The 19,013-nt window shown below is 67.1% G+C and carries 17 protein-coding genes; 11 read left to right on the top strand and 6 right to left on the bottom strand.

What is annotated here, in order from left to right; translation table 11 throughout:
• Positions 1-3: 3 nt before the first annotated feature.
• A complete protein-coding gene (locus tag L5G32_RS01725; protein ID WP_237009278.1) occupies positions 4-1,557 on the bottom strand; it encodes an acyltransferase in 1,554 nt (517 codons plus the stop codon).
• 209 nt (positions 1,558-1,766) lie between these two features.
• Between L5G32_RS01725 and L5G32_RS01720 the strand changes: the two genes are divergently transcribed.
• Positions 1,767-2,816, top strand: a complete 1,050-nt coding sequence (locus L5G32_RS01720) for an alpha/beta hydrolase (RefSeq protein WP_237009277.1) — start codon at positions 1,767-1,769, stop codon at positions 2,814-2,816.
• A gap of 36 nt (positions 2,817-2,852) precedes the next feature.
• Here the strand turns inward: L5G32_RS01720 and kstR are convergent, their stop codons facing one another.
• Entirely contained in the window at positions 2,853-3,506 is a 654-nt protein-coding gene (kstR, locus tag L5G32_RS01715; protein WP_237009276.1) for a cholesterol catabolism transcriptional regulator KstR, read from the bottom strand.
• A gap of 127 nt (positions 3,507-3,633) precedes the next feature.
• On the opposite strand from kstR, the gene L5G32_RS01710 reads away from it, so the two are divergent.
• From L5G32_RS01710 to L5G32_RS01675, 8 genes are all read left to right on the top strand, one after another.
• Positions 3,634-5,793, top strand: a complete 2,160-nt coding sequence (locus L5G32_RS01710) for an acyl-CoA dehydrogenase family protein (RefSeq protein ID WP_237009275.1) — start codon at positions 3,634-3,636, stop codon at positions 5,791-5,793.
• A gap of 71 nt (positions 5,794-5,864) precedes the next feature.
• Complete coding sequence (locus tag L5G32_RS01705; RefSeq protein WP_237009274.1) at positions 5,865-6,872, top strand: acyl-CoA dehydrogenase family protein; 1,008 nt, start codon at positions 5,865-5,867, stop codon at positions 6,870-6,872.
• A complete protein-coding gene (locus L5G32_RS01700; protein ID WP_237009273.1) occupies positions 6,863-8,014 on the top strand; it encodes an acyl-CoA dehydrogenase family protein in 1,152 nt (383 codons plus the stop codon). Before L5G32_RS01705 ends, L5G32_RS01700 begins: the two co-directional genes overlap by 10 nt.
• 5 nt (positions 8,015-8,019) lie before the next feature.
• Positions 8,020-9,039, top strand: a complete 1,020-nt coding sequence (locus L5G32_RS01695) for a bifunctional MaoC family dehydratase N-terminal/OB-fold nucleic acid binding domain-containing protein (RefSeq protein WP_237009272.1) — start codon at positions 8,020-8,022, stop codon at positions 9,037-9,039.
• Positions 9,036-9,455: a MaoC family dehydratase gene (locus tag L5G32_RS01690; protein WP_308192003.1), complete on the top strand. Its 420-nt coding sequence runs from the start codon at positions 9,036-9,038 to the stop codon at positions 9,453-9,455. Before L5G32_RS01695 ends, L5G32_RS01690 begins: the two co-directional genes overlap by 4 nt.
• Positions 9,455-10,645: a lipid-transfer protein gene (locus L5G32_RS01685; protein ID WP_237009271.1), complete on the top strand. Its 1,191-nt coding sequence runs from the start codon at positions 9,455-9,457 to the stop codon at positions 10,643-10,645. The genes L5G32_RS01690 and L5G32_RS01685 overlap by 1 nt, the downstream gene beginning before the upstream one ends.
• Before the next feature lie 38 nt (positions 10,646-10,683).
• Entirely contained in the window at positions 10,684-12,297 is a 1,614-nt protein-coding gene (locus tag L5G32_RS01680) for an AMP-binding protein (protein ID WP_237009270.1), read from the top strand.
• Positions 12,298-12,367: 70 nt separating this feature from the next.
• Positions 12,368-12,748 carry a DUF732 domain-containing protein gene (locus L5G32_RS01675; protein ID WP_237009269.1) on the top strand — a complete coding sequence of 127 codons (381 nt, stop codon included), beginning with the start codon at positions 12,368-12,370 and terminating at the stop codon, positions 12,746-12,748.
• A gap of 9 nt (positions 12,749-12,757) precedes the next feature.
• On the opposite strand, the gene L5G32_RS01670 is transcribed toward L5G32_RS01675, so the two are convergent.
• Entirely contained in the window at positions 12,758-14,338 is a 1,581-nt protein-coding gene (locus L5G32_RS01670) for an ABC-F family ATP-binding cassette domain-containing protein (RefSeq protein ID WP_237009268.1), read from the bottom strand.
• Positions 14,339-14,398: 60 nt separating this feature from the next.
• On the bottom strand, positions 14,399-16,015 hold the full coding sequence (locus L5G32_RS01665) for a substrate-binding domain-containing protein (RefSeq protein WP_237009267.1): 1,617 nt from the start codon (positions 16,013-16,015) through the stop codon (positions 14,399-14,401).
• A 142-nt stretch (positions 16,016-16,157) separates the two neighbouring features.
• Here L5G32_RS01665 and L5G32_RS01660 point away from each other — a divergent pair, with 142 nt between their 5' ends.
• A complete protein-coding gene (locus L5G32_RS01660; protein ID WP_237009266.1) occupies positions 16,158-16,568 on the top strand; it encodes a VOC family protein in 411 nt (136 codons plus the stop codon).
• Positions 16,569-16,586: 18 nt separating this feature from the next.
• Here L5G32_RS01660 and L5G32_RS01655 read toward each other — a convergent pair whose 3' ends face one another.
• Entirely contained in the window at positions 16,587-17,210 is a 624-nt protein-coding gene (locus L5G32_RS01655; protein WP_237009265.1) for a helix-turn-helix domain-containing protein, read from the bottom strand.
• A gap of 3 nt (positions 17,211-17,213) precedes the next feature.
• Positions 17,214-18,785: an MFS transporter gene (locus L5G32_RS01650; protein WP_237009264.1), complete on the bottom strand. Its 1,572-nt coding sequence runs from the start codon at positions 18,783-18,785 to the stop codon at positions 17,214-17,216.
• Positions 18,786-18,871: 86 nt separating this feature from the next.
• Here L5G32_RS01650 and L5G32_RS19165 point away from each other — a divergent pair, with 86 nt between their 5' ends.
• Complete coding sequence (locus L5G32_RS19165) at positions 18,872-19,006, top strand: hypothetical protein (protein WP_265738549.1); 135 nt, start codon at positions 18,872-18,874, stop codon at positions 19,004-19,006.
• Positions 19,007-19,013 lie beyond the last annotated feature (7 nt).

Genomic DNA, 19,013 nt, shown 5'->3' with positions numbered 1-19,013 from the left:
CGGCTACTTCTTCACCGGCTTCGCATCGTCGGCAGCCGTGTACTTGTCGACGGGAGCGTCGGTCACCGGATCGTCCATCTCGTTCACCTGCGACGGAGCGCCGGCCGCGAGGCCCGCGGCGATATCGTTGGCTCGCTGCTCGCGAGTCTCCGAGAGCTGGCGGTAAGCGACCACAGCCGCCGACAGGAGGAGCAGCGCGCCGATCGCGGCGATGAGCGAGCCGATCGACGTATTTCCCCAGAAACGCAGCGCGAGGCCGAACACGATTCCGCCCGCGGCGATGAGGGCCGACTCGAACGGACGCTGCTGGCGCCAGTCCTCACGCTCGCGGCCGGTGGTGATGAGGCTGACTGGGCTGCGCCGCAGGACTTCCACCAGGGCCACGGTCACGATGATCGTGATCAGGTAGGTGAAGAAGATGTTCCAGAACAGGCTGAGGTCGGTCCACGCTCGGGTGGTGCTCATGACTTCGGACAACACGAAGACGTGCGCGAGGTAGATGCCGTACGAACGGTCCGACCCCTTGCGCAGAATCGTGTCGGGAGTGGAACCGGGAGTCCGTCGTGCCTGCCAGATCGTGCCGAGGATGTACAGAATGCAGATGATCGACAACAGCGCGAACGCGTTGTGCAGCATGAAGACGTTCGTCGCACGGAACATCTCCTCGGTGCCCGCGGCCGGATCTGCCATGCCGGTCGCGAGGTTCGCCTTGCGGGCGAAGTAGACGAGCGTGGTGATGATCGTGGCGAGTCCGGCTCCGACGATGAACCAGCGCCACCGCTTCATGAAGACGGTGAACGCGTCGAAGTGGTATGCCGCGAGACAGCCGGCGAAGATGAAGAACTGGTACGGCAGGATCGTCACCGGCAGGTAACGCCACAGTGCGCCGAGGACGCCGGACTCGAACAGTGCGGACGGGGCGCCACGCACCATCTGGTACATGAACCACGCCTGGACGAGAGCGCTGAGCGCGAGCAGATAGCGGTGGTAGCCCCAGGTCCGCTTGATCATCCACAGCACGGCCGGGAACACCAGGTAGATCTGCATGCTCACCGACATGAAATACAGGTGGTATGCGGCGTGGCCGGTGATGAGGTCGTACGCGATGCTCTTCACCGCGAGTTCGACGTCGTGCACGCTCGCGAAGATGCCGGTGACGCCGTCGATGCCGCCTGCGTCGTAGTGCTTCTTGAGCCAGTAGAACAGCGACCACACCAGGAACGGCAGGCCGATCAGCTTGTACCGCTTGCGCCAGAACGACGGAGCGTGCAGTTCGCGATTGCGATACTGGTAGGTCAGCACGAACCCGGTGAGCGCGAAGAAGCAGTAGCGGGTGTAGCGGAGCATCAGACCGACGCCCTGCGCGACGACGGCGGTGTACGGGACCATGCCCAGGATCACATGGTCGAGGATCACCCCGGCGAACGTGACCAGCCGAACGAAGTCGATCTGGTACAGGTGACGGTCTTTCTTGACCGGCTTGCCCTTCGGGGTGGAATCGGCCTGCGCCGTGGTCACGACCTTCTCGCCGGTGGGGTCGCCTGCGTTATCTGACATAGGTGTAGCGGTCCGTCTCGTCCTTCGGGGCGCGCGCGGGCGCGTTTGGTGACTGTAGGCAGGTTACTCGCCCGCCGAGTGGCTTCCCGCATCGGAAGGGGCGTGTGGCGGCGTGTTGTCGGGTATGGGGAGCTGATTGCGGTTCCCGAAATACGTCGCGACGGGCTACACTGCTGTGGCAGTTGTTTCTGAAGGGACTGGTGGGGTTAATGATGCGAGTGTCTGTCGTGCGTGGGGTCGCCGCACTCTCTGTTGCTGTTGCAGCGTGTTCTGGCGCGGGCACCGCGTCCGCGGAACCGACCGCGACGCCGTCGACCGAGGCGCCGAGCACTCCGGCGACGGCCCCGCTTCCGTCACGCATCGTCTCCACCGCTGCTGTCACCTCGCGGGAGACCTCGCTCGAGGTGTACTCGGCCTCGATGGGGCGGAACATCTCGCTCAGCGTGCTCCACCCGGAGAATGACGCACGGCCCGCTCCGGTCCTCTATCTCCTCAACGGTGCGGGCGGCGGTGAGGACTCGGCGACGTGGAAGGCCAAGACCGACTACCGGAAGTTCTTCGCAGGCAAACACGTCAACGTCGTCACACCGAACAGCGGCGCGTTCTCGTATTACACGGACTGGCAGAAGGACGACCCGGTGCTCGGCCGTAACAAGTGGCAGACGTTCCTCACCGAGGAACTGCCGCCGCTCGTCGACAAAGCGTTCGACACGACCGGGGCCAACGCGATCGCCGGCATCTCCATGTCGGGCACGTCGGTGTTCAACCTCGCGATCGCCGCACCGAAGCTCTACCGTTCCGTGGCCGCCTACAGCGGATGCGCCCGGACGAGCGACCCGCTGGGGCAGGCGTACATCCGGACCGTGGTCGGTGACCGGGGACGCGCCGACATCACCAACATGTGGGGACCGTTGGACGGCCCCGGCTGGAAGGCCAACGACCCGTACCTGAACGCCGACAAGCTCAAGGGCGTCAAGGTCTACATGACCACCGGCACCGGCCTGCCTGGTCGCTACGACGTGCCGAGCGCACGCCTGATCAACGGTGATCCGGCGGTGCTCCTCGATCAGGTCCTGATGGGCGGAGCGATCGAGGCAGTCGTCAACAGCTGCACCCAGCAGATGAAGCAGGCGCTCGACAAGGCAGGCGTGGAGACGAAGCTGACGACGCGTCCGACCGGTACCCACTCGTGGGAGTACTGGCAGCGCGACCTGCACACCACGTGGCCGTCCATCGCGAAGGACCTCGGCGCGGCGTGATCCCGGCTCGCGCGTGAGTGGTATTGGTGCGGGGGCCTACTTGTCGAGGAGAAGTCGGACGGTCTGCGCCATCCGGTTCGTCACATCGGCGGCCGAGACGCGGCGGGTGAGCCACTGGACCAGGTTCGACATCCACACGTCCGAGATGACTCGCGCGATCGCGAGTTCTTTCTCCGACGGCTCTTGATGATCGTCCGGATTGAGGATCGCGCCTGCGAGGAGTCGGTCGATAGTGCCTGCGACTCGATCGACCTCGACGGTGGCCGATGCGTCGGCGAACATGAACGCTCGCGTCATCGCCTCGGTCAGCAGCGGGTCGCGCTGCATCGCGAACGTGATCATGTCGAGGACGAACTTCAAGCGCTCCATCGCGTTCTCGCCCGGCAGTTGGGTGCGGTCGACGCGACCTTCGACGCGTTCGAGCTCGCGCGCGAGTGCGGTCACCAAGAGGTGGACCTTCGACGGGAAGTACCGGTAGAGGGTTCCGACGGCGACCTCGGCCTTGTCGGCGACCGCGCGCATCTGCACCGCGTCGTAGCCGCCCTTCGATGCGAGCGCGAGCGTCGCATCGAGGATTCGGCGCCGTCGTTCGCGTTGCGCCGCCGAGCCGACCTCGGCTCCGGACGTCGGAGCAGGGGCCGGTGGTGGCGCCGGGTGGTTCTCGCTCGTGGTGCTGGCCGGGCCTGCCATGTGCGGCGTCCTCCTCGATGATCGGGCTGTCGCTGGTTGGCAGCGGCACTTCGCGTGGTGTACACCCTAGGTGTCATTAGAACAGGTTCTAATTGGCCGCACCAACAGAAACGCAGAGGAATATCCCGTGACTATCGCCACGTCATCCGATCAGCAGGCTGTATACGACAGTGTCACCGAGTGGGCGGCCGCGAAATCAGTGGTCGAGGCGGTGCGGGCCGATGTAGACGATGCGGGAGCCTCGTGGCGCGCGCCATTCGCCGAACTGGGCGCACTCGGGATCTTCGGGGCAGCCGTCGACGAATCGCGGAACGGCGCGGGCGGTACCTTCATCGACGTCGCGGTGATGCTCGAAGCGTGTGGAGCATCGCTGGTTCCCGGTCCACTCGCCCCTACGGTGGCCGCCGCCTACGTGACCGCTTCCCAAGGCGCAGCCGAAGCCGACTCGCTGCTTGGCGGCGAACAGCCGGTGGTGACTCCCGCCGCGGCTACGGCGACGGGCGCCCCGTTCGTCGTGGTCGACGGAGCGGTCGACCTCGGCCCGGTGCCGGGTTGGACGGACGGTGTCGCAGTCGCGGCGCCGTTCGACTTCGGTGACGGCGACGCGCGGTGGTGGCTGATCGACGCGTCCACCGTGACGGTCGACGCCGCAGCGATGGACGGCCCGCTCGACGGCACCGCTGTCCCGCGTCGCGTCCGACTGTCCGGCGTCGACGTCGCGTCGCTCGTCGAACTGGGTCCCGTCGAGTCGGGGCCAGGCGAGACCTTCGTCGCCGTTCTCACGCTCGGCATCGCCGCCTACCAGGCAGGCGTCGCGCGGCACGCCCTCGATGTGGCCGTCGACTACGCGAAGGTCCGCACCCAGTTCGGGTCCCCGATCGGCTCGTTTCAAGCGATCAAACAGATCTGCGCCGACATGCTCACCCGCAGCGAACAGCTCGCGGCCGCGGCGTGGGACCTCGCGTCCGCGCTGGAAGCCGGCGAGGCGGAGCAGGCTCGGCTGAGTCGACTCGCCGCAGCTGTCCTCGTCGCCGACCTCGCGCCTGCCAACACCAAGGACGCGATCCAGGTGCTCGGCGGCATCGGCTTCACGTTCGAGCACGACGCGCACCTGTACCTGCGGTCGGCACTGGCAGCGCGCATGCTGCTCGGTCAGGGGAGCGGTGCGCGCGCCGAGCTCGCACAGCTGGGACGTAAGGGGATGCGCCGCGAGTTCTCGCTCGACCTCGACTCTGTGCAGGATCGTCGCCCGGAGATCGCGGCGGCGGCCGAGGAGGTGGCCGCCGCACCCGAATCGGAACGTCGGGCCGCGCTCGCACGGACCGGGCTCCTCGCCCCGCACTGGCCGGAGCCCTACGGTCTCGGAGCCGGTCCTGCGCTGCAACTGTTGATCGACACCGAGCTCGACCGCGTCGGCGTCGTCCGGCCCGATCTCGTGATCGCCGGGTGGGCGCTGCCGACGATCCTCGAGCATGGAACCGACGCGCAGCGCGAGAAGTTCGTGTCGTCGACGCTCGCCGGAGACATCCGCTGGTGCCAGCTGTTCAGCGAGCCCGAAGCCGGCTCGGACCTCGCGTCGCTCCGGACCCGGGCGGTGCGGACCGACGGCGGGTGGCTGCTGACCGGCCAGAAGATCTGGACGTCGGAGGCGCACATGTCGCAGTGGGCGGTCTGCCTAGCGCGCACCGACGCCGACGCCCCCAAGCACAAGGGCATCACCTATTTCCTCGTCGACATGGCTGCTGCGGGCATCGACATCCGCCCGTTGCGAGAGCTGACCGGTCGCGCCATGTTCAACGAGGTGTTCCTCGACGAAGTGTTCGTGCCGGACGAGATGGTGGTCGGCGAGATCAACGGCGGTTGGCGGTTGGCGCGGACAACGCTCGCCAACGAACGCGTCGCGATGGGCGGTTCCGGGCTCGGCAAGGAGGTCGACGCGCTGTTGACGCAGATCGACGGCGTCGACCTCGACGCCGAGCAGACCGGGGTGCTCGGCGGAATCATCGCCGACGCGCACATCGGCCGGGTCTTGGACGCCCGCGCCGTCGTCCAGCGACTCTCGGGCACCGATCCGGGTGTGACGTCGAGCGTCCGCAAACTGATCGGTGTCGTCCACCGGCAGGCGGTGCCGGAGTTCGCGACCGATCTGCTCGGCGTCGAGGCCCTCGCGTCGACGACGGCGACCGAGCTGTTGTTGCTCAACCGCTGCCTGTCGATCGCGGGCGGAACCACCCAGATCCTCAAGAACGCGGCGGCTGAACGGATTCTCGGTCTGCCCCGCGGGTGAACACGTGACCGGTCGCACAGTCGATCTGATACAAATAGAACAAGTTCTAATTCTGTAGATTGGAGGCACGGGTGGACTTCACCTTGGACCCCGCAGCCGCAGCCGTCGACGAGGCCGCCGACGAAGTCGTGCGCCGTCTGGAGCCGGACTGGGAGAGCCGGTTCGACGGCAGTGGTTTCGACGATGCCGCGTGGAAGGCCTTCGTCGACGCCGGCTTCCCCGCGATGCCGCTGCCCGAGGCCGTCGGCGGCGACGACCTGGACGTCGACTCCCTCCGGCCGCTGGTCACCCGCGCCGGTCGTGACGCCGTCGTCACCCCGTTGCTCGGGACGCTGGCGGCAGGTCTGACCGTGCGCGAGGACTTCGGAGCCGTCGCCGTCGCGATCGGCGAGCCCGGCTCGGCCCTCGGCGACCCGCAGGCGACCACCGTGACCGGCGGATCGGCCGGAGACGTCGTCACCGGCGTCAAGATCGGTGTCCTGCACGCAGACGCGGCACAGCGTCTTCTCGTGACGACCGACGCAGGCGTCGCCGTCGTCGCCGCGGACGCCGACGGAGTGACGATCACGCGCACCACGTCGTCGTCCGGGTGGGGTGAATGCACCGTCCGTTTCGACGGCGCCCGTGCCGACCGGGTGCTCGACGCGCCCGTCGAGCGGCTCGTCGACGTCTACCGTGCGCTACTCGCCGCCTACGCGTCCGGTCTGCTGACCGGCGCCATCGCGCGGACGGCCGAGCACGTCAGCACCCGCAACCAGTTCGGGAAGCCGATCGCAGCGTTCCAAGCCGTCGGTCAGCAGCTCGCCGACGTGTACGTGGTGTCGGCGACGCTCGATCTCGTCGCCGTCGCCGCCGCGTGGGAGCTCGCGCAGGGGCGCGACGCCACGGTCGACCTCGGCACCGCGCTCTACACCGTGGCGTCCGAACTGCCTGCCACGATGCGGACCATGACGCACCTGCACGGAGGTGTCGGCGTCGACGTGACGTACCCGCTGCACCGCTACTTCTCCCTCGCCAAAGACCTCGCCCGACTGGTCGGCGGCTCCGATCGCACTCTGGGGGTGCTCGCGTGTTCATAGCGCTCACCGACGACCAGCTCGCGCTCCGCGACGAACTGCGCGTCTACTTCTCCACGCTCATCAGCGACGACGACGCGCACACGATGCGTACCGAACGCCACGGCCCCACCTACCGCAAGGTGATCAAGCAGATGGGCGCCGACGGCTGGCTCGGCGTGGGCTGGCCGACCGAGTTCGGCGGCCGCGGCTTCGGCGAGATCGAGCAGCAGATCTTCACCAACGAGGCGATCCGCGCGGACGTGCCGCTGCCGTCGGTGACCCTGCAGACCGTCGGACCGACCCTGCAGAAGTACGGCACCACCGAGCAGAAGGCCAAGTTCTTGCCGCGCATTCTGGCGGGAGACGTGCACTTCGCGATCGGCTACACCGAGCCCGACGCCGGAACCGACCTCGCGTCGTTGACGACCAAGGCCGTTCTCGACGAGACCGGCGAGAACTACATCGTCGACGGCCAGAAGATCTTCACGACCGGCGGCCACGACGCCGACTACATCTGGTTGGCCTGCCGGACCGACCCCGAGGTCAGCAAGCATAAGGGCATCTCGATCCTCATCCTCGACACCCGCGATCCCGGCTTCTCGTGGACCCCGATCATCACCGCGGACGGGGCGCATCACGTGAACGCCACCTATTACAGCGGCGTCAAAGTCCCGGTGTCGATGCGGGTGGGCGAGGAGGGCGACGGCTGGAAGCTGATCACCACCCAGCTCAACCATGAGCGGGTCATGCTCGGACCGTCGGGACGTATCAGCGGAATCGCGGACCAAGTCCGCGAGTGGGCGCGCTCGACGGGCGTCGACGATGAGCCGGACGTACGTCGCACGCTCGCGAAGATCGACGTGTACGAGCGGCTCAACGAACTCCTCAACTGGCAGGTCGCGTCCAGCGGCGAGATCTCGATGGCGTCCGCTGCCGCGACCAAGGTGTTCTCCACCGAACGTGTGCAGGCGATCCACCGGATGGTCGACGAGGTGATCGGCCGCTACGCCGACTTCGCCGACCCGGCGACCGCCGACCTCGTCGACTGGCTCGACATGATGGCCAAACGCAACGCGGTCATCACGTTCGGCGGCGGCGTCAACGAGGTGATGCGAGACATGATCGGCACCGCAGGCCTCGGCCTGCCGCGAGTGAAGAGGTAGTCGCAGTGAGCTCTCCAGAATCGACGATCACTCCCGAATCGACCGTCGACGAGATCCGCGCGGCCGCCGACGTGATCAAGGCGTCCGGCGCGAGCGCGCCGACCGTCGGACGCGACCCGATCAACCGGCCGATGATCCACAACTGGGTCGAGGCGATGGGCGATGCGAACCCGATCTACGTCGACGACGACGCGGCCCGCGCGGCCGGGCACGACGGGATCGTCGCACCGCCCGCGATGGCCCAGGTGTGGACCATGCGCGGACTCCACGGCGTCCGCGCCGACGACGATCCGTTGGGGCAGGCCACCGCGTTGTTTGACGCGGCAGGCTATACCTCGGTAGTCGCGACCAACTGCGACACCGTCTACCACCGGTACACCGCGCCCGGCGAGGAGATGACGCTGTCTGCCGAGCTCGTCGACGTCGTCGGGCCCAAGCACACGGCGCTCGGCGAAGGCTGGTTCTTCACCACGCGCAACACGTGGCGAGTGAAGGACACCGACGAGGTCGTCGCGGAGATGAACTTCCGCATCCTCAAGTTCGCTCCCGGCTCGAACAAGCCCGCGAACCCGGCTCCCGACCTCGATCCCGCGAAGCTCATCCGGCCGACGGCCTCCCGCGACACCGCGTTCTTCTGGGACGGCGTCGCCGCCCACGAACTGCGCATCCAGCGACTCGAAGACGGTTCGCTGCGGCATCCGCCGATCCCCGCGAGCTGGAAGCCGCGCGGCGACGACGGCGAGTTCGGCGCCACCGACTATCAGGTGGCCTCCGGCCGGGGCACGGTGTACAGCCACGTCGTCCACCATGCACCCAAAGTTCCCGGCCGTCCGCTGCCGTTCGTCGTCGCCCTCGTCGAACTCGACGAGGGAGTCCGGCTGCTCGGCGAACTCCGGGACGTCGACCCGGCAGACGTCCGGATCGGGTTGCCCGTGCAGGTCACGTTCCTCGACTTCCCGGCAGACGGCGACCGGCCCGCGTGGACGCTGTACGCGTTCACGCCCAGTGAAGGAGGCGTTCAGTGACCGCCGGAACCATCTCGGTGGGCGCAGCGCTGCCCCCGTTGACGATCGACGCGACCCCCACGTTCGTGGTGTCCACTGCTATCGCCACCCGCGACTTCCAGGACGTGCACCACGATCGGGACCTCGCTCACCAGAAGGGGTCCAAGGACATCTTCGTCAACATCCTCACCGACACCGGTCTGGTGGAGCGCTTCGTCACCGACTGGGCGGGACCACGGGCTGCGATCGCGTCGATCGCGTTGAAACTGGGAGTGCCCTGGTACGCCTACGACGCGTTGACCTTCACCGGCGAGGTGACCGACGTCGAGGCAGGCGGGGCAGACGGCGAACGGGTCACCGTCGCCGTGACCGGGACCAACTCGCTCGGCAAGCACGTGATCTCCACAGTCGTCTTCACTCGGAAGGAGCAGGCGTGATGACCGGAACAGACGGGTCCCGCTCACTGTCGGGGAAGGCGTCGATCGCCGGAATCGGTGCGACCGACTTCTCCAAGAACTCCGGCCGCAGCGAACTGCGGTTGGCCGCCGAATGCATCAACGCGGCCCTCGACGACGCCGGGCTCGCCGCGGCGGACGTCGACGGCCTCGTCACGTTCACCATGGACACGAACATGGAGATCGCCGTCGCCCGCGCCGTCGGCATCCCCGAACTGACGTACTTCTCGCGCATCCACTACGGCGGTGGAGCAGCGTGCTCCACCGTGCAGCAGGCGGCGATGGCGGTCGCCACCGGCGTGTGCGACGTCGCCGTCGCCTACCGGGCGTTCAATGAGCGGTCGGGAAACCGGTTCGGCCAGGTCAACGCGGCCGTCGCGAATCAGGAGAACTCGTCGGGCACCGACAATGCGTTCTCGTATCCGCACGGGTTGTCGACGCCTGCCGCGTTCGTCGCGATGACCGCGCAGCGCTACATGCACGAGTACGGCGCCACCAGTGAGGACTTCGGTCGAATCGCGGTGGTCGACCGCAAGCACGCGGCCGTCAACCCGAAGGCGTTCTTCCACGGAAAGCCCATCACCTTGGAGGACCACCAGAACTCGCGGTACATCGCCGAGCCTCTGCACCTGCTCGACTGCTGCCAGGAGTCCGACGGCGGCGTCGCGATCGTCGTGGTCTCGCCCGAACGAGCCAAGGATCTGCGCACCACCCCGGTGTCGATCGCGGCTGCGGCGTCGGGCAGCGGAACCGATCAGTTCATCATGACCAGCTACTACCGGGACGAGCTGCCTGCGCTGCAGGAGATGGGGCTCGTCGGACGGCAGTTGTGGGCACAGTCGGGCCTGCGCCCCGACGACATGGACATGGCCGTGCTCTACGACCACTTCACGCCGTACACGCTGATCCAGCTCGAAGAGCTCGGTTTCTGTGGGCGCGGCGAGGCCAAGGACTTCGTCGCCGAGCCAGGCGCACTCGAAGTCGGCGGCCGGCTGCCGTTGAACACCCACGGCGGCCAGCTCGGGGAGGCGTACATCCACGGAATGAACGGCATCGCCGAAGCTGTCCGCCAACTCCGTGGCGAGTCCGTCAACCAGGTCGACGGCGCGTCGAGAGCACTCGTCACCGCAGGCACCGGCGTCCCGACGTCGGGCCTGGTCCTCACACTCTGATTCCACCTCACGGATCCCACCTCTAGGAGACACCCGAGATGAAGTTCAACCTCGCCGACGTGTTCGAGACTGTCGCTGACACAGTGCCCGACCGCGTCGTCCTCAGCTACGAGGGCGCCTCGTACACGTACGCCCAGATGGACGCGCTCACCACGCAGGTCGGGCACATGCTGGCCGCCCACGGCGTCGGGCTGGACGATCACGTCGCGCTGTTCCTGAAGAACAGCGTCGAACACGTCACCAGCCTGCTCGGGCTCCTCAAGGTGCGGGCCGCACCGATCAACGTCAACTACCGCTACACCGACGCCGAACTCGAGTACATCTTCGACAACTCAGACTCGAAGGCGATCATCGTCGAGCTGCCCGAGCATCAGCAGGCCGTCGCCCGGTTGATGGGGAAGCTTCCGTTGCTGACGACTGTCTTCGTGATCGGCGACGTCGACCAGGAGCTGTCGGCGGCCGCCGCGGCTCTCGACGGACGGACCGTGGAGATCGTCGACTTCGGCGGGCACACGAGCGCGTCGACGACACGGGACTTCGAGACCCGTACCGGCGACGAGCACTACATCATCTACACGGGCGGCACCACCGGGTACCCGAAGGGCGTGGTGTGGCGACACGACGACTTCTTCCGCAAGCCGATCTCGGGCGGCAACCCGTACGGCGACCCGCGTGAGGATCTCGACGAGATCACCCGGGAGGTGCCGAACTTCCCGTCGATCGCCGCACTCATCGCGGCGCCGCTGATGCACGGCGCGGCGTCGTACCTGCTGTTCACGTTCATCTCACTCGGCTCCCGACTGATCCTGGAACGCGATTTCGACGCCGAGAAGATCATCGAGAACATTCCCCGCGACCAGACGCAGATCATTCTGATCGTCGGCGACGCGATGGGCATCCCGCTGGTGCAGGCGATGGAGCGGCAGAAGGACTCCACCGACATGTCGTCGCTGTTCTCGATCACGTCGGGCGGCGCGATCTGGAGCAAGTCCGTCCGAGACCGGATGCTCGCGGTGAAGCCCGAGATGTTGATGCGCGACAACTTCGGCGCCTCCGAATCGGGTAACGACGGCGAGATCATGATGGACGAGAGCGGCAACTTGTCGGTGCCGCCGACCGACCGGATGATGGTCGTCGACGAACGGTTCGAGCAGATCACCACGCCGAACGAGCCGGGTCTGATCGCCCGCGTCGGCAACGTACCGGTCGGTTACTACAAGGACCCGGAGAAGTCGGCGCGTACGTTCCCGACCCTGCCGGACGGCCGCCGGATCTCGGTGCTCGGCGACATGGGTTACCTCACCGAAGACAAGCACATCGTGTTCCAGGGCCGCGGCAGCCAGTGCATCAACTCGGGCGGCGAGAAGGTGTATGCCGAAGAGGTCGAGGCCGCGATGCACGGTCACCCGGCGATCGCGGACGCGCTGGTCGTGCCGGTTCCGGACGAGAAGTACGGCCAGCGCGTCGGAGCCGTCGCCAGCCTCAACGCCGGTGCGGCCGAGCCGTCGCTGGAGGAGATCCAGGAGCACTGCCGACAGACCATCGCCCGGTACAAGGTTCCGCGCAGCATCGTCTTCGTCGACGAGGTCAAGCGCACGCCTGCGGGCAAGGCCGACTACCGCTGGGCCAAGTCCGCCGCCGCGACGGACTGAATCACCGACAAGTTCGGTCCGTGCGCTTAGAGTGAGTGCACTTGCCTTCCCCGAGAAACGGAGATCCGTCATGCGTCTGAGAACCGCGTTCGTCGCCCCGATGATCGTCGCTGTCGCGCTCGTGTCCGGAGCGTGTGGATCCGACGACTCGAGTTCGGACTCACCGGATTCGTCGCAGCGGCAGGCGTACCTGTCGGCCGTCAAGGTGACCGGAGTCAAGTTCGCTGACGACGACGAAGCAGTCTCGGTCGGTCAGAAGATCTGCAAGGACCTCGAGAACGGCACCAGCGTCTCCGACGCTGCGAAGGGCGTCAGTCAGGCAGCGAACTCCGGGCAGGGTGCAGCCGTCGTCGGCGCGGCCATGGGATCCTTCTGCCCGGGAGCGGCTAAGGACGTGCTGCCGGACAAGTCCGACCTGCCGACGATGCCGAGCATCGATCTGCCGGGCTGAGCGTCAGTTCTAGAGTTCGGGGATCTGCCGCATCGTCCCGTTCGCATCGAGTTCGAGCACGATGTCGATCCCGATCTCCCGTAGGAACTGGTAGTCGTGGCTGACGACGAGGAGCGCGCCGCGGTAGGCGTCGAGTGCCTGCGTCAACTGGCGCACGCTGGTGACGTCGAGGTTGTTGGTCGGTTCGTCGAGGATGAGCAGCTCGGGCGGCGGCTCGGCGAATAGGAGCTTCGCCAACGACACTCGGAAGCGCTCGCCGCCGGACAGAGTGGAGACCGGCCGGTCGACGGCTGCGCCGCGGATGAGGAGGCGCGCGAGGCGATTCCGGATATCGCCCCGGGTGGCGGCGGGTGCGACGGACTGGACGTTCGTCAGGGCGCTCGCCGCGTCGTCGAGTCCGTCGAGGCGCTGCGGCAGATATCCGTACGAGTCGGTCGACAGGCCGTCGCCGCCGACCAGTCGGGTGAGGAGTGTCGACTTCCCGGATCCGTTGGGGCCGACGACGGCGACGCGTTCCGGGCCCTGGACGACGACGTCGCCGTGCACGGTGGAGAACTCGATCAGACGGCGACCGCGCGGCAGGTCCGGAGCGGGCAGATCCAGGGTGATGTCGTCGTCGTCTCGGATGCGTGCGTCGGCGGCGTCGACGGCGGCCTGCGCCGACTCGACCTTGCCGTCGAGGGTCCCACGGAGCGCTCCGGCGGACTCCTGTGCTCGACGCTTACGCGCGCCCGCGAGGATCTTGGGCAGCCCGCCGTCCGCTTGCGCCTTCTTGCCGGTGCGAGCGCGGTGGGCCAGTCGCGTCTCGGCGTCCACCCGCTGCTTCTTCTCGGACTTCAGAGCCTGCTGAGCGGTGCGCGCGGCCTGCACAGCTGCCGCCTGCTCGAGGTCGACGGACTCACGCCAGGCGCTGTACGGGCCGCCGAACGTCGTGATCGAACCGTCGTACAGCTCGGCGGTCGCATCCATGCGCTCGAGGAGTTCGAGGTCGTGGCTGACCACGATGAGCGTCCCCGGCCAGTCGTCGACGAGGTCGGCGAGCCGCGCGCGCGTAGCCCGATCGAGGTTGTTGGTCGGTTCGTCGAGAAGTGTGATCGGGGTGCGACGCAGGGACAGGCCCGCGACGGCGAGGAGCATGGCCTCGCCGCCGGAGACGTCGGCTACCCGACGGTCGAGATGGTCGGCGGACAAGCCGATCCGCTCGAGTGCCGCTTCGATGCGTGCAGGCAGGTCCCAGTCGTCTCCCACGGTCTCGAAATGCTTCTCGTCGACGTCGCCGGACTCGATCGCACGAAGTGCTGCCAGAACTCGGTCGACGCCGAGGAGTCGAGCGACGTCGGTGTCGGCCTGCAGCGTGAGCGTCTGCGGCAGGTAACCGACGTCGCCGGATGTGTCGATGCGGCCGCTCGTCGGCGCGAGCTTGCCGGCGATCAGGCGCAGAAGCGTCGACTTGCCGGAGCCGTTGCGGCCGACGAGCCCGGTGCGTCCCTGGCCGAACGCGCCGTCGAGGTGCGCGAGTGCGACCGAGCCGTCGGGCCAGGCGAACGTGACGTCGCGCAGAGTGATCGAGGTATGTGCAGGAGTAGACATGTGGCGGCGACGTTACCCAGGCGGCGACACGGGCGCACCTGATTTTCCGGGCGTCTGCGCTCAGGCGTCCTCGACGCGGTACGACACGGCCTTGAGGAGAATCGAGCCGATGTCCTTGGGATCGTGTGCGATGAACGTGCTGCCGCGGGTCGCATCCGAGATCCGTTTGAGCGCATCGGCGTCCGCGTCGTCGGAGATGCCGATGGTGACGATCGGGATACGTCGCGCCGGGTTCTTCATGATGTTCAGTTCGGACACGAGTTGGTCGAGGGTGATCGAGTGCGGGTCTTCGTTCCGGCCGTCGGTCATGAGGATGACGCTGTTCGAGTACGCGGGATCGTAGCTGTCGTACACCTGTTTGAACGCGGCGAGCGCGGTGTCGTACAGACCGGTGCCGCCGCCGAGATTCTTGAGGCTGGTGTCGATGGCGGTACCCAGGACGTCACGGTTGGGGACTCCGTCGGTCTTGCCCATGACCGGTGCGATCGGAGCGACTTCGCGGTAGGGGACACCGGGGCCGCCGCGGTCGATGCTGAACTCCCAGTAGCCGAGCGCGGTGTTCTTGGGGAGCTTGCCGAGGCCGTAGAGGGATGCCTCCTTAAGCAGGGCGGCGCGCGATCGCCCGCCCGCCTCCTGGCGCATGGACCCCGACACGTCCTGGACGACGAGTGTGCGGATCGGCCGGGTCAAGGCCGTCCACTTGCGGCCGATGTTGTCGATGAACGCACGATCGGGAGCATCGGTCATGGCGACCTTCCCGACGCCTTCGCCGTCGGGCAGCGGTGAGCCGTCGGCCGGTCGGATGTGATGCTCGGCGCGGATGCGGGCGCCGTCGTCGGTCTTGACCGTGTCGGCGAGCGCCATGATCGCGTCGTTCGACGTCACGGCCCGACCCGTGGGGGCGACGTTCGCGACGCGGTAGTCGAGGGCGACGGTCCCGGTCGCGGGAACAGTCGCCGTGATTTCTGGAGCCTCGGCGCCGGACTCGGCAGTGAACGTGGCGTACGTGCGTTCGGAGACGAGCGCGATCGACGGCGCGTCATCGGCGGCCATCTTCTTCAGGTCGGGCGTGCCGTCCTCGTCGTTCATGCGCAGGGCGCGACCGGTCAACGTCTCGATCAATTGGGTGTGGGTCATCGAGCCGTCCGACATCTCGGCGAGCGCGCCGATGACGGCGGCGTTGCTGACGTCGCTGGTCGCAGGCGGGTCGACGCGCAGCGGAGGCATGGCGAGGACCTTCGACCAGGACTGGATCTTCGGCAGGTCCCGGCCCGCGACGACGATCGGCGACGTTCCGATGGACGGGCCGATCCCGGACCAGGTGTGGCCCAGCGCGGTCCCGACCTGGCGGATTCGCGACTGCGACTCGGCGACCCAGATGTCGGGGGCCTGATCACCGGCGAGACGGTCGTCGACGTGGCTGGCGGGCACCGCCTCCACCGTGAAATCGAAGCAGGACGAGCTCTCGGTCTGGTCGGCGATGTCGGTCACGTAGTCGGCGAGGTCGCCTTCGGCGATCACCGAGACGGACTGGACTTCGTCGCACGACGGCCGGGTCTTGTCCCAGACGACGTACACGCCGACGGCGAGGACTGCGACGAGTGCGACGGACAGACCGACCCGCAACCCGGTGCTGTGGCCAGCACCGTCGTCGGTGTAGGTGTCGTGTCGACCCATCTGGGGGCGCCTCCTCGCGAGAATGTCCTGATCGCGAAGAAGGCTAGCTTACGGGCGTGAGGGACGGCACAGTGGTATGGCAGAGTGCGCACGTCCGAAACGTTCATGACGATGTGAATGATGTCGGTCTAACGTCATCGGCATGACAGAGACGAATGCTTCCGCGCCCCGCCTCAACGCATTGTCGATCGTGTGCGACGACCTGCAGGCGACCCTCGCGTTCTATCGCCGGGTCGGCCTGCCAATCCCGGTCGCCGCCGACGATGCACCGCACGTCGAAGCCGACCTCGGCGGTTTCCGGGTGATGTTCGATCCGGTGTCGACGGTCCGTGGATTCGATCCCGACTGGACACGGCCGCAGAAGGGTTCGTCGCCGATGAGCCTCGCGTTCGAGTGCCCGTCGCCCGCTGCGGTCGACGACGTCGTCGCCGATCTCGCCGGTCTCGGCGCGCAGATCGTCCGCCCGCCGTTCGATGCACCGTGGGGCCAGCGCTATGCGACGGTGCGCGACCCGAACGGCAATGAGGTCGACCTGTACGCGGCTGGCGCCTGAAACTACGCGCGGACTGAACTACGGGGCGGGACTGAATTCGGCCGGGCGGCGTCCGGTGAGTCGGACGATGTCTCGGTACAGGTGCGGATAGTCGGCGTAGGCTGCTGCCGTCGCCGCGTCCGACAGCGAGAGACCGCCGCGCAGCATCTCGATGGCATCGCCCGCGCGAAGGATCACCTGCAGCTTGCGCGGGCCGTATCCGAACGCCGAGACGCAGCGGCGATGGAGTTGACGTTCGCTGAGGCCGAGTAGATCGGCGGTCTGCGCCGCTCGCTCGCCTCGGGACAGCGCCAGTACGGCCGGACCGATCCAGGACTCGACAGCGACGGACGCGGCGGCCTGTGCGTCCTGCGGTGTTCGCAGTCGCTGAGCGAGCGCGGGCGAAACGTCAGCCAATGGAACTGTGCGATCCGTGAACTCACCGGCGGGGACACCCAGGACGGCTGGCAGCACGCCGGGAGCGAACCGTACGCCCGAGACGAGGTCGCCGGGGCGACGCGAGACGAACCTCGGACCGGTGTCGGCGCCTGCCACCGAGACGGTCTCGCCGTCGAACACCAAGTCCATGCAGCCGTCCGGGTAGACGAGCACCGGGTCGGTTCCGATTCGGTGCGACCACGACTGGGTGAGTGCAGTGTCCACGGGTTACAGGGCGTCCTCGACGACTTTGCGCGGAGTGAACCAACCGAGGAACACCGCGCCGACCGCAAGGACGCTGCCGAGGACCACGAACGACGTCTGCAGCGGCTCTTCGAACGCGGCCCGTGCGCCCGCGGTGATCTCGTCGGCCAGGCTCGATGCCATCGGCGGAAGTTGGTCGCTGACCTTCACCGCACCCGCCATCGAGTTGCGGATCGCCTCGTCTGCGGCCGCGGCGGCGTCGGGGTCGATGGGTGAGATCTTCGCGGCAGCTGCGTCGGCGGTCGGCCCGATCCGGCTCTCATAGCCTGCGGCCATGATGCTGCCCGCCAACGCGATTCCGATCGCCGCGCCGATCTCGCGGGCGGTGTCGTTGACTGCCGACCCGACTCCCTGATTGTCCACCGGAGTGTTCGACATGATCGCGGTGGTCGACGGGGCCATGGCCAGACCCATGCCGACTGCGCAGACGCCGAGCATCACGGCGACCTTCCAGTAGACGTCGATGTCGAAGACGCCGAGTGCGATCACGCCTGCCGCTGTCATGGCGATGCCGATCGAGATCACGAATCGCAGCGAGTCGAATCGTACGGCGATCCAATTGCCGATCAGTGCGAACGATCCGACGCCGAGGACGAGCGGGAACAACGCGACCGCGGACTTGAGCGGCGAGTAGCCGAACACCAACTGCAACTGCTGCAGAATCAGGAAGAACAGACCGAACGACGCGAGGAACTGCAACATCACCGACACCGAGCCTGCCGCGAACGCGCGGTTGCGGAACAGGTCGACGTCGAGCAGAGGGGCGGTCCGTCGGCGTTCGACGACGATGAAGGTTGCGGTCAATGCGACGCCCGCGCACAGACTGACGAGGACCAGCGGGTTGGTCCAACCGCGGTGCGGCCCTTCGAGGAGACCGAACACGACGCCTGCGATCGCCGTGGTCGACGTGAGCGACCCGATGACGTCGAACCTGCCGGGGTGCTCGTCCTTCGACGAGCCGATGGTCAGGACGAGGACGAAGACGATGGCCGTCGACGCGGCGAACGTGATGAACACCGAGTGCCAGTGGAAGTAGTTGAGCAGGACGCCGGTGACGAAGAAACCGGCGATCGCGCCGACGCCCGCGACGGCCGCCCATACGCTGATAGCGAAGGCGCGCTTGTCTTTCGGGACACCAGCTGTGATCAACGACAGGGTGGTAGGCATGATCAGCGCGGCGCCCGCGCCCGCGACGAGGCGGGTGACGATGAGTGCGGTCGGGCTGTCGACCCAGATCGCGGCGAGTGAACCGAGGCCGAAGACGACGAGGCCGATCAACAGGATGCTGCGGCGTCCGAAGCGATCGCCGATCGCGCCTGCCGGAAGCAGGAGGGCGGCGAGGATCAGCGTGTAGCTGTCGAGGATCCAGGTCATCTGACCGGTCGTGGCACCGGTGTCTGCGGCGATGTCGGGCAGTGCCGTGTTGAGTGCGGCGATCCCCGCTACGACTAAGCTGACTGCGGCGCACGTGATCAGGACGAGCCACCCGACTCGGAGCGACGTCGATCCGTCACCCGTTCGATATCCGACACGCATCGTCAGTTCACCTGTTTCTCTGGTAACTCGTGTAACTGTAGTCACACGGGCAAATAACCGCCCCACACGAACGAAAGTGGATGATCATGGCTGCAGATCGAATTGCGCGGTCTCCCGAATTGAGCGATGTCCGACTCCACATCGGGCGCCTGCTGGCCTTGGTGGCGGGGGTGGTCGGAATCATCGCGGTTCTCGTCCTCATCGTCACCACAGCTGCCTGACCGAAAG

It is taken from the genome of Gordonia zhenghanii (assembly GCF_021738965.1).
In the GTDB taxonomy this organism is placed as follows: domain Bacteria; phylum Actinomycetota; class Actinomycetes; order Mycobacteriales; family Mycobacteriaceae; genus Gordonia; species Gordonia zhenghanii.
This window is presented reverse-complemented; position numbering and strand designations above follow the sequence as displayed.

Coding starts and splice junctions, on each gene's coding strand:
- L5G32_RS01725 (WP_237009278.1), bottom strand. CDS start 1,557: ATGTCAGATAACGCAGGCGACCCCACCGGCGAGAAGGTCGTGACCACG.
- L5G32_RS01720 (WP_237009277.1), top strand. CDS start 1,767: ATGATGCGAGTGTCTGTCGTGCGTGGGGTCGCCGCACTCTCTGTTGCT.
- kstR (WP_237009276.1), bottom strand. CDS start 3,506: ATGGCAGGCCCGGCCAGCACCACGAGCGAGAACCACCCGGCGCCACCA.
- L5G32_RS01685 (WP_237009271.1), top strand. CDS start 9,455: ATGACCGGAACAGACGGGTCCCGCTCACTGTCGGGGAAGGCGTCGATC.
- L5G32_RS01680 (WP_237009270.1), top strand. CDS start 10,684: ATGAAGTTCAACCTCGCCGACGTGTTCGAGACTGTCGCTGACACAGTG.
- L5G32_RS01675 (WP_237009269.1), top strand. CDS start 12,368: ATGCGTCTGAGAACCGCGTTCGTCGCCCCGATGATCGTCGCTGTCGCG.
- L5G32_RS01670 (WP_237009268.1), bottom strand. CDS start 14,338: ATGTCTACTCCTGCACATACCTCGATCACTCTGCGCGACGTCACGTTC.
- L5G32_RS01665 (WP_237009267.1), bottom strand. CDS start 16,015: ATGGGTCGACACGACACCTACACCGACGACGGTGCTGGCCACAGCACC.
- L5G32_RS01660 (WP_237009266.1), top strand. CDS start 16,158: ATGACAGAGACGAATGCTTCCGCGCCCCGCCTCAACGCATTGTCGATC.
- L5G32_RS01650 (WP_237009264.1), bottom strand. CDS start 18,785: ATGCGTGTCGGATATCGAACGGGTGACGGATCGACGTCGCTCCGAGTC.
- L5G32_RS19165 (WP_265738549.1), top strand. CDS start 18,872: ATGGCTGCAGATCGAATTGCGCGGTCTCCCGAATTGAGCGATGTCCGA.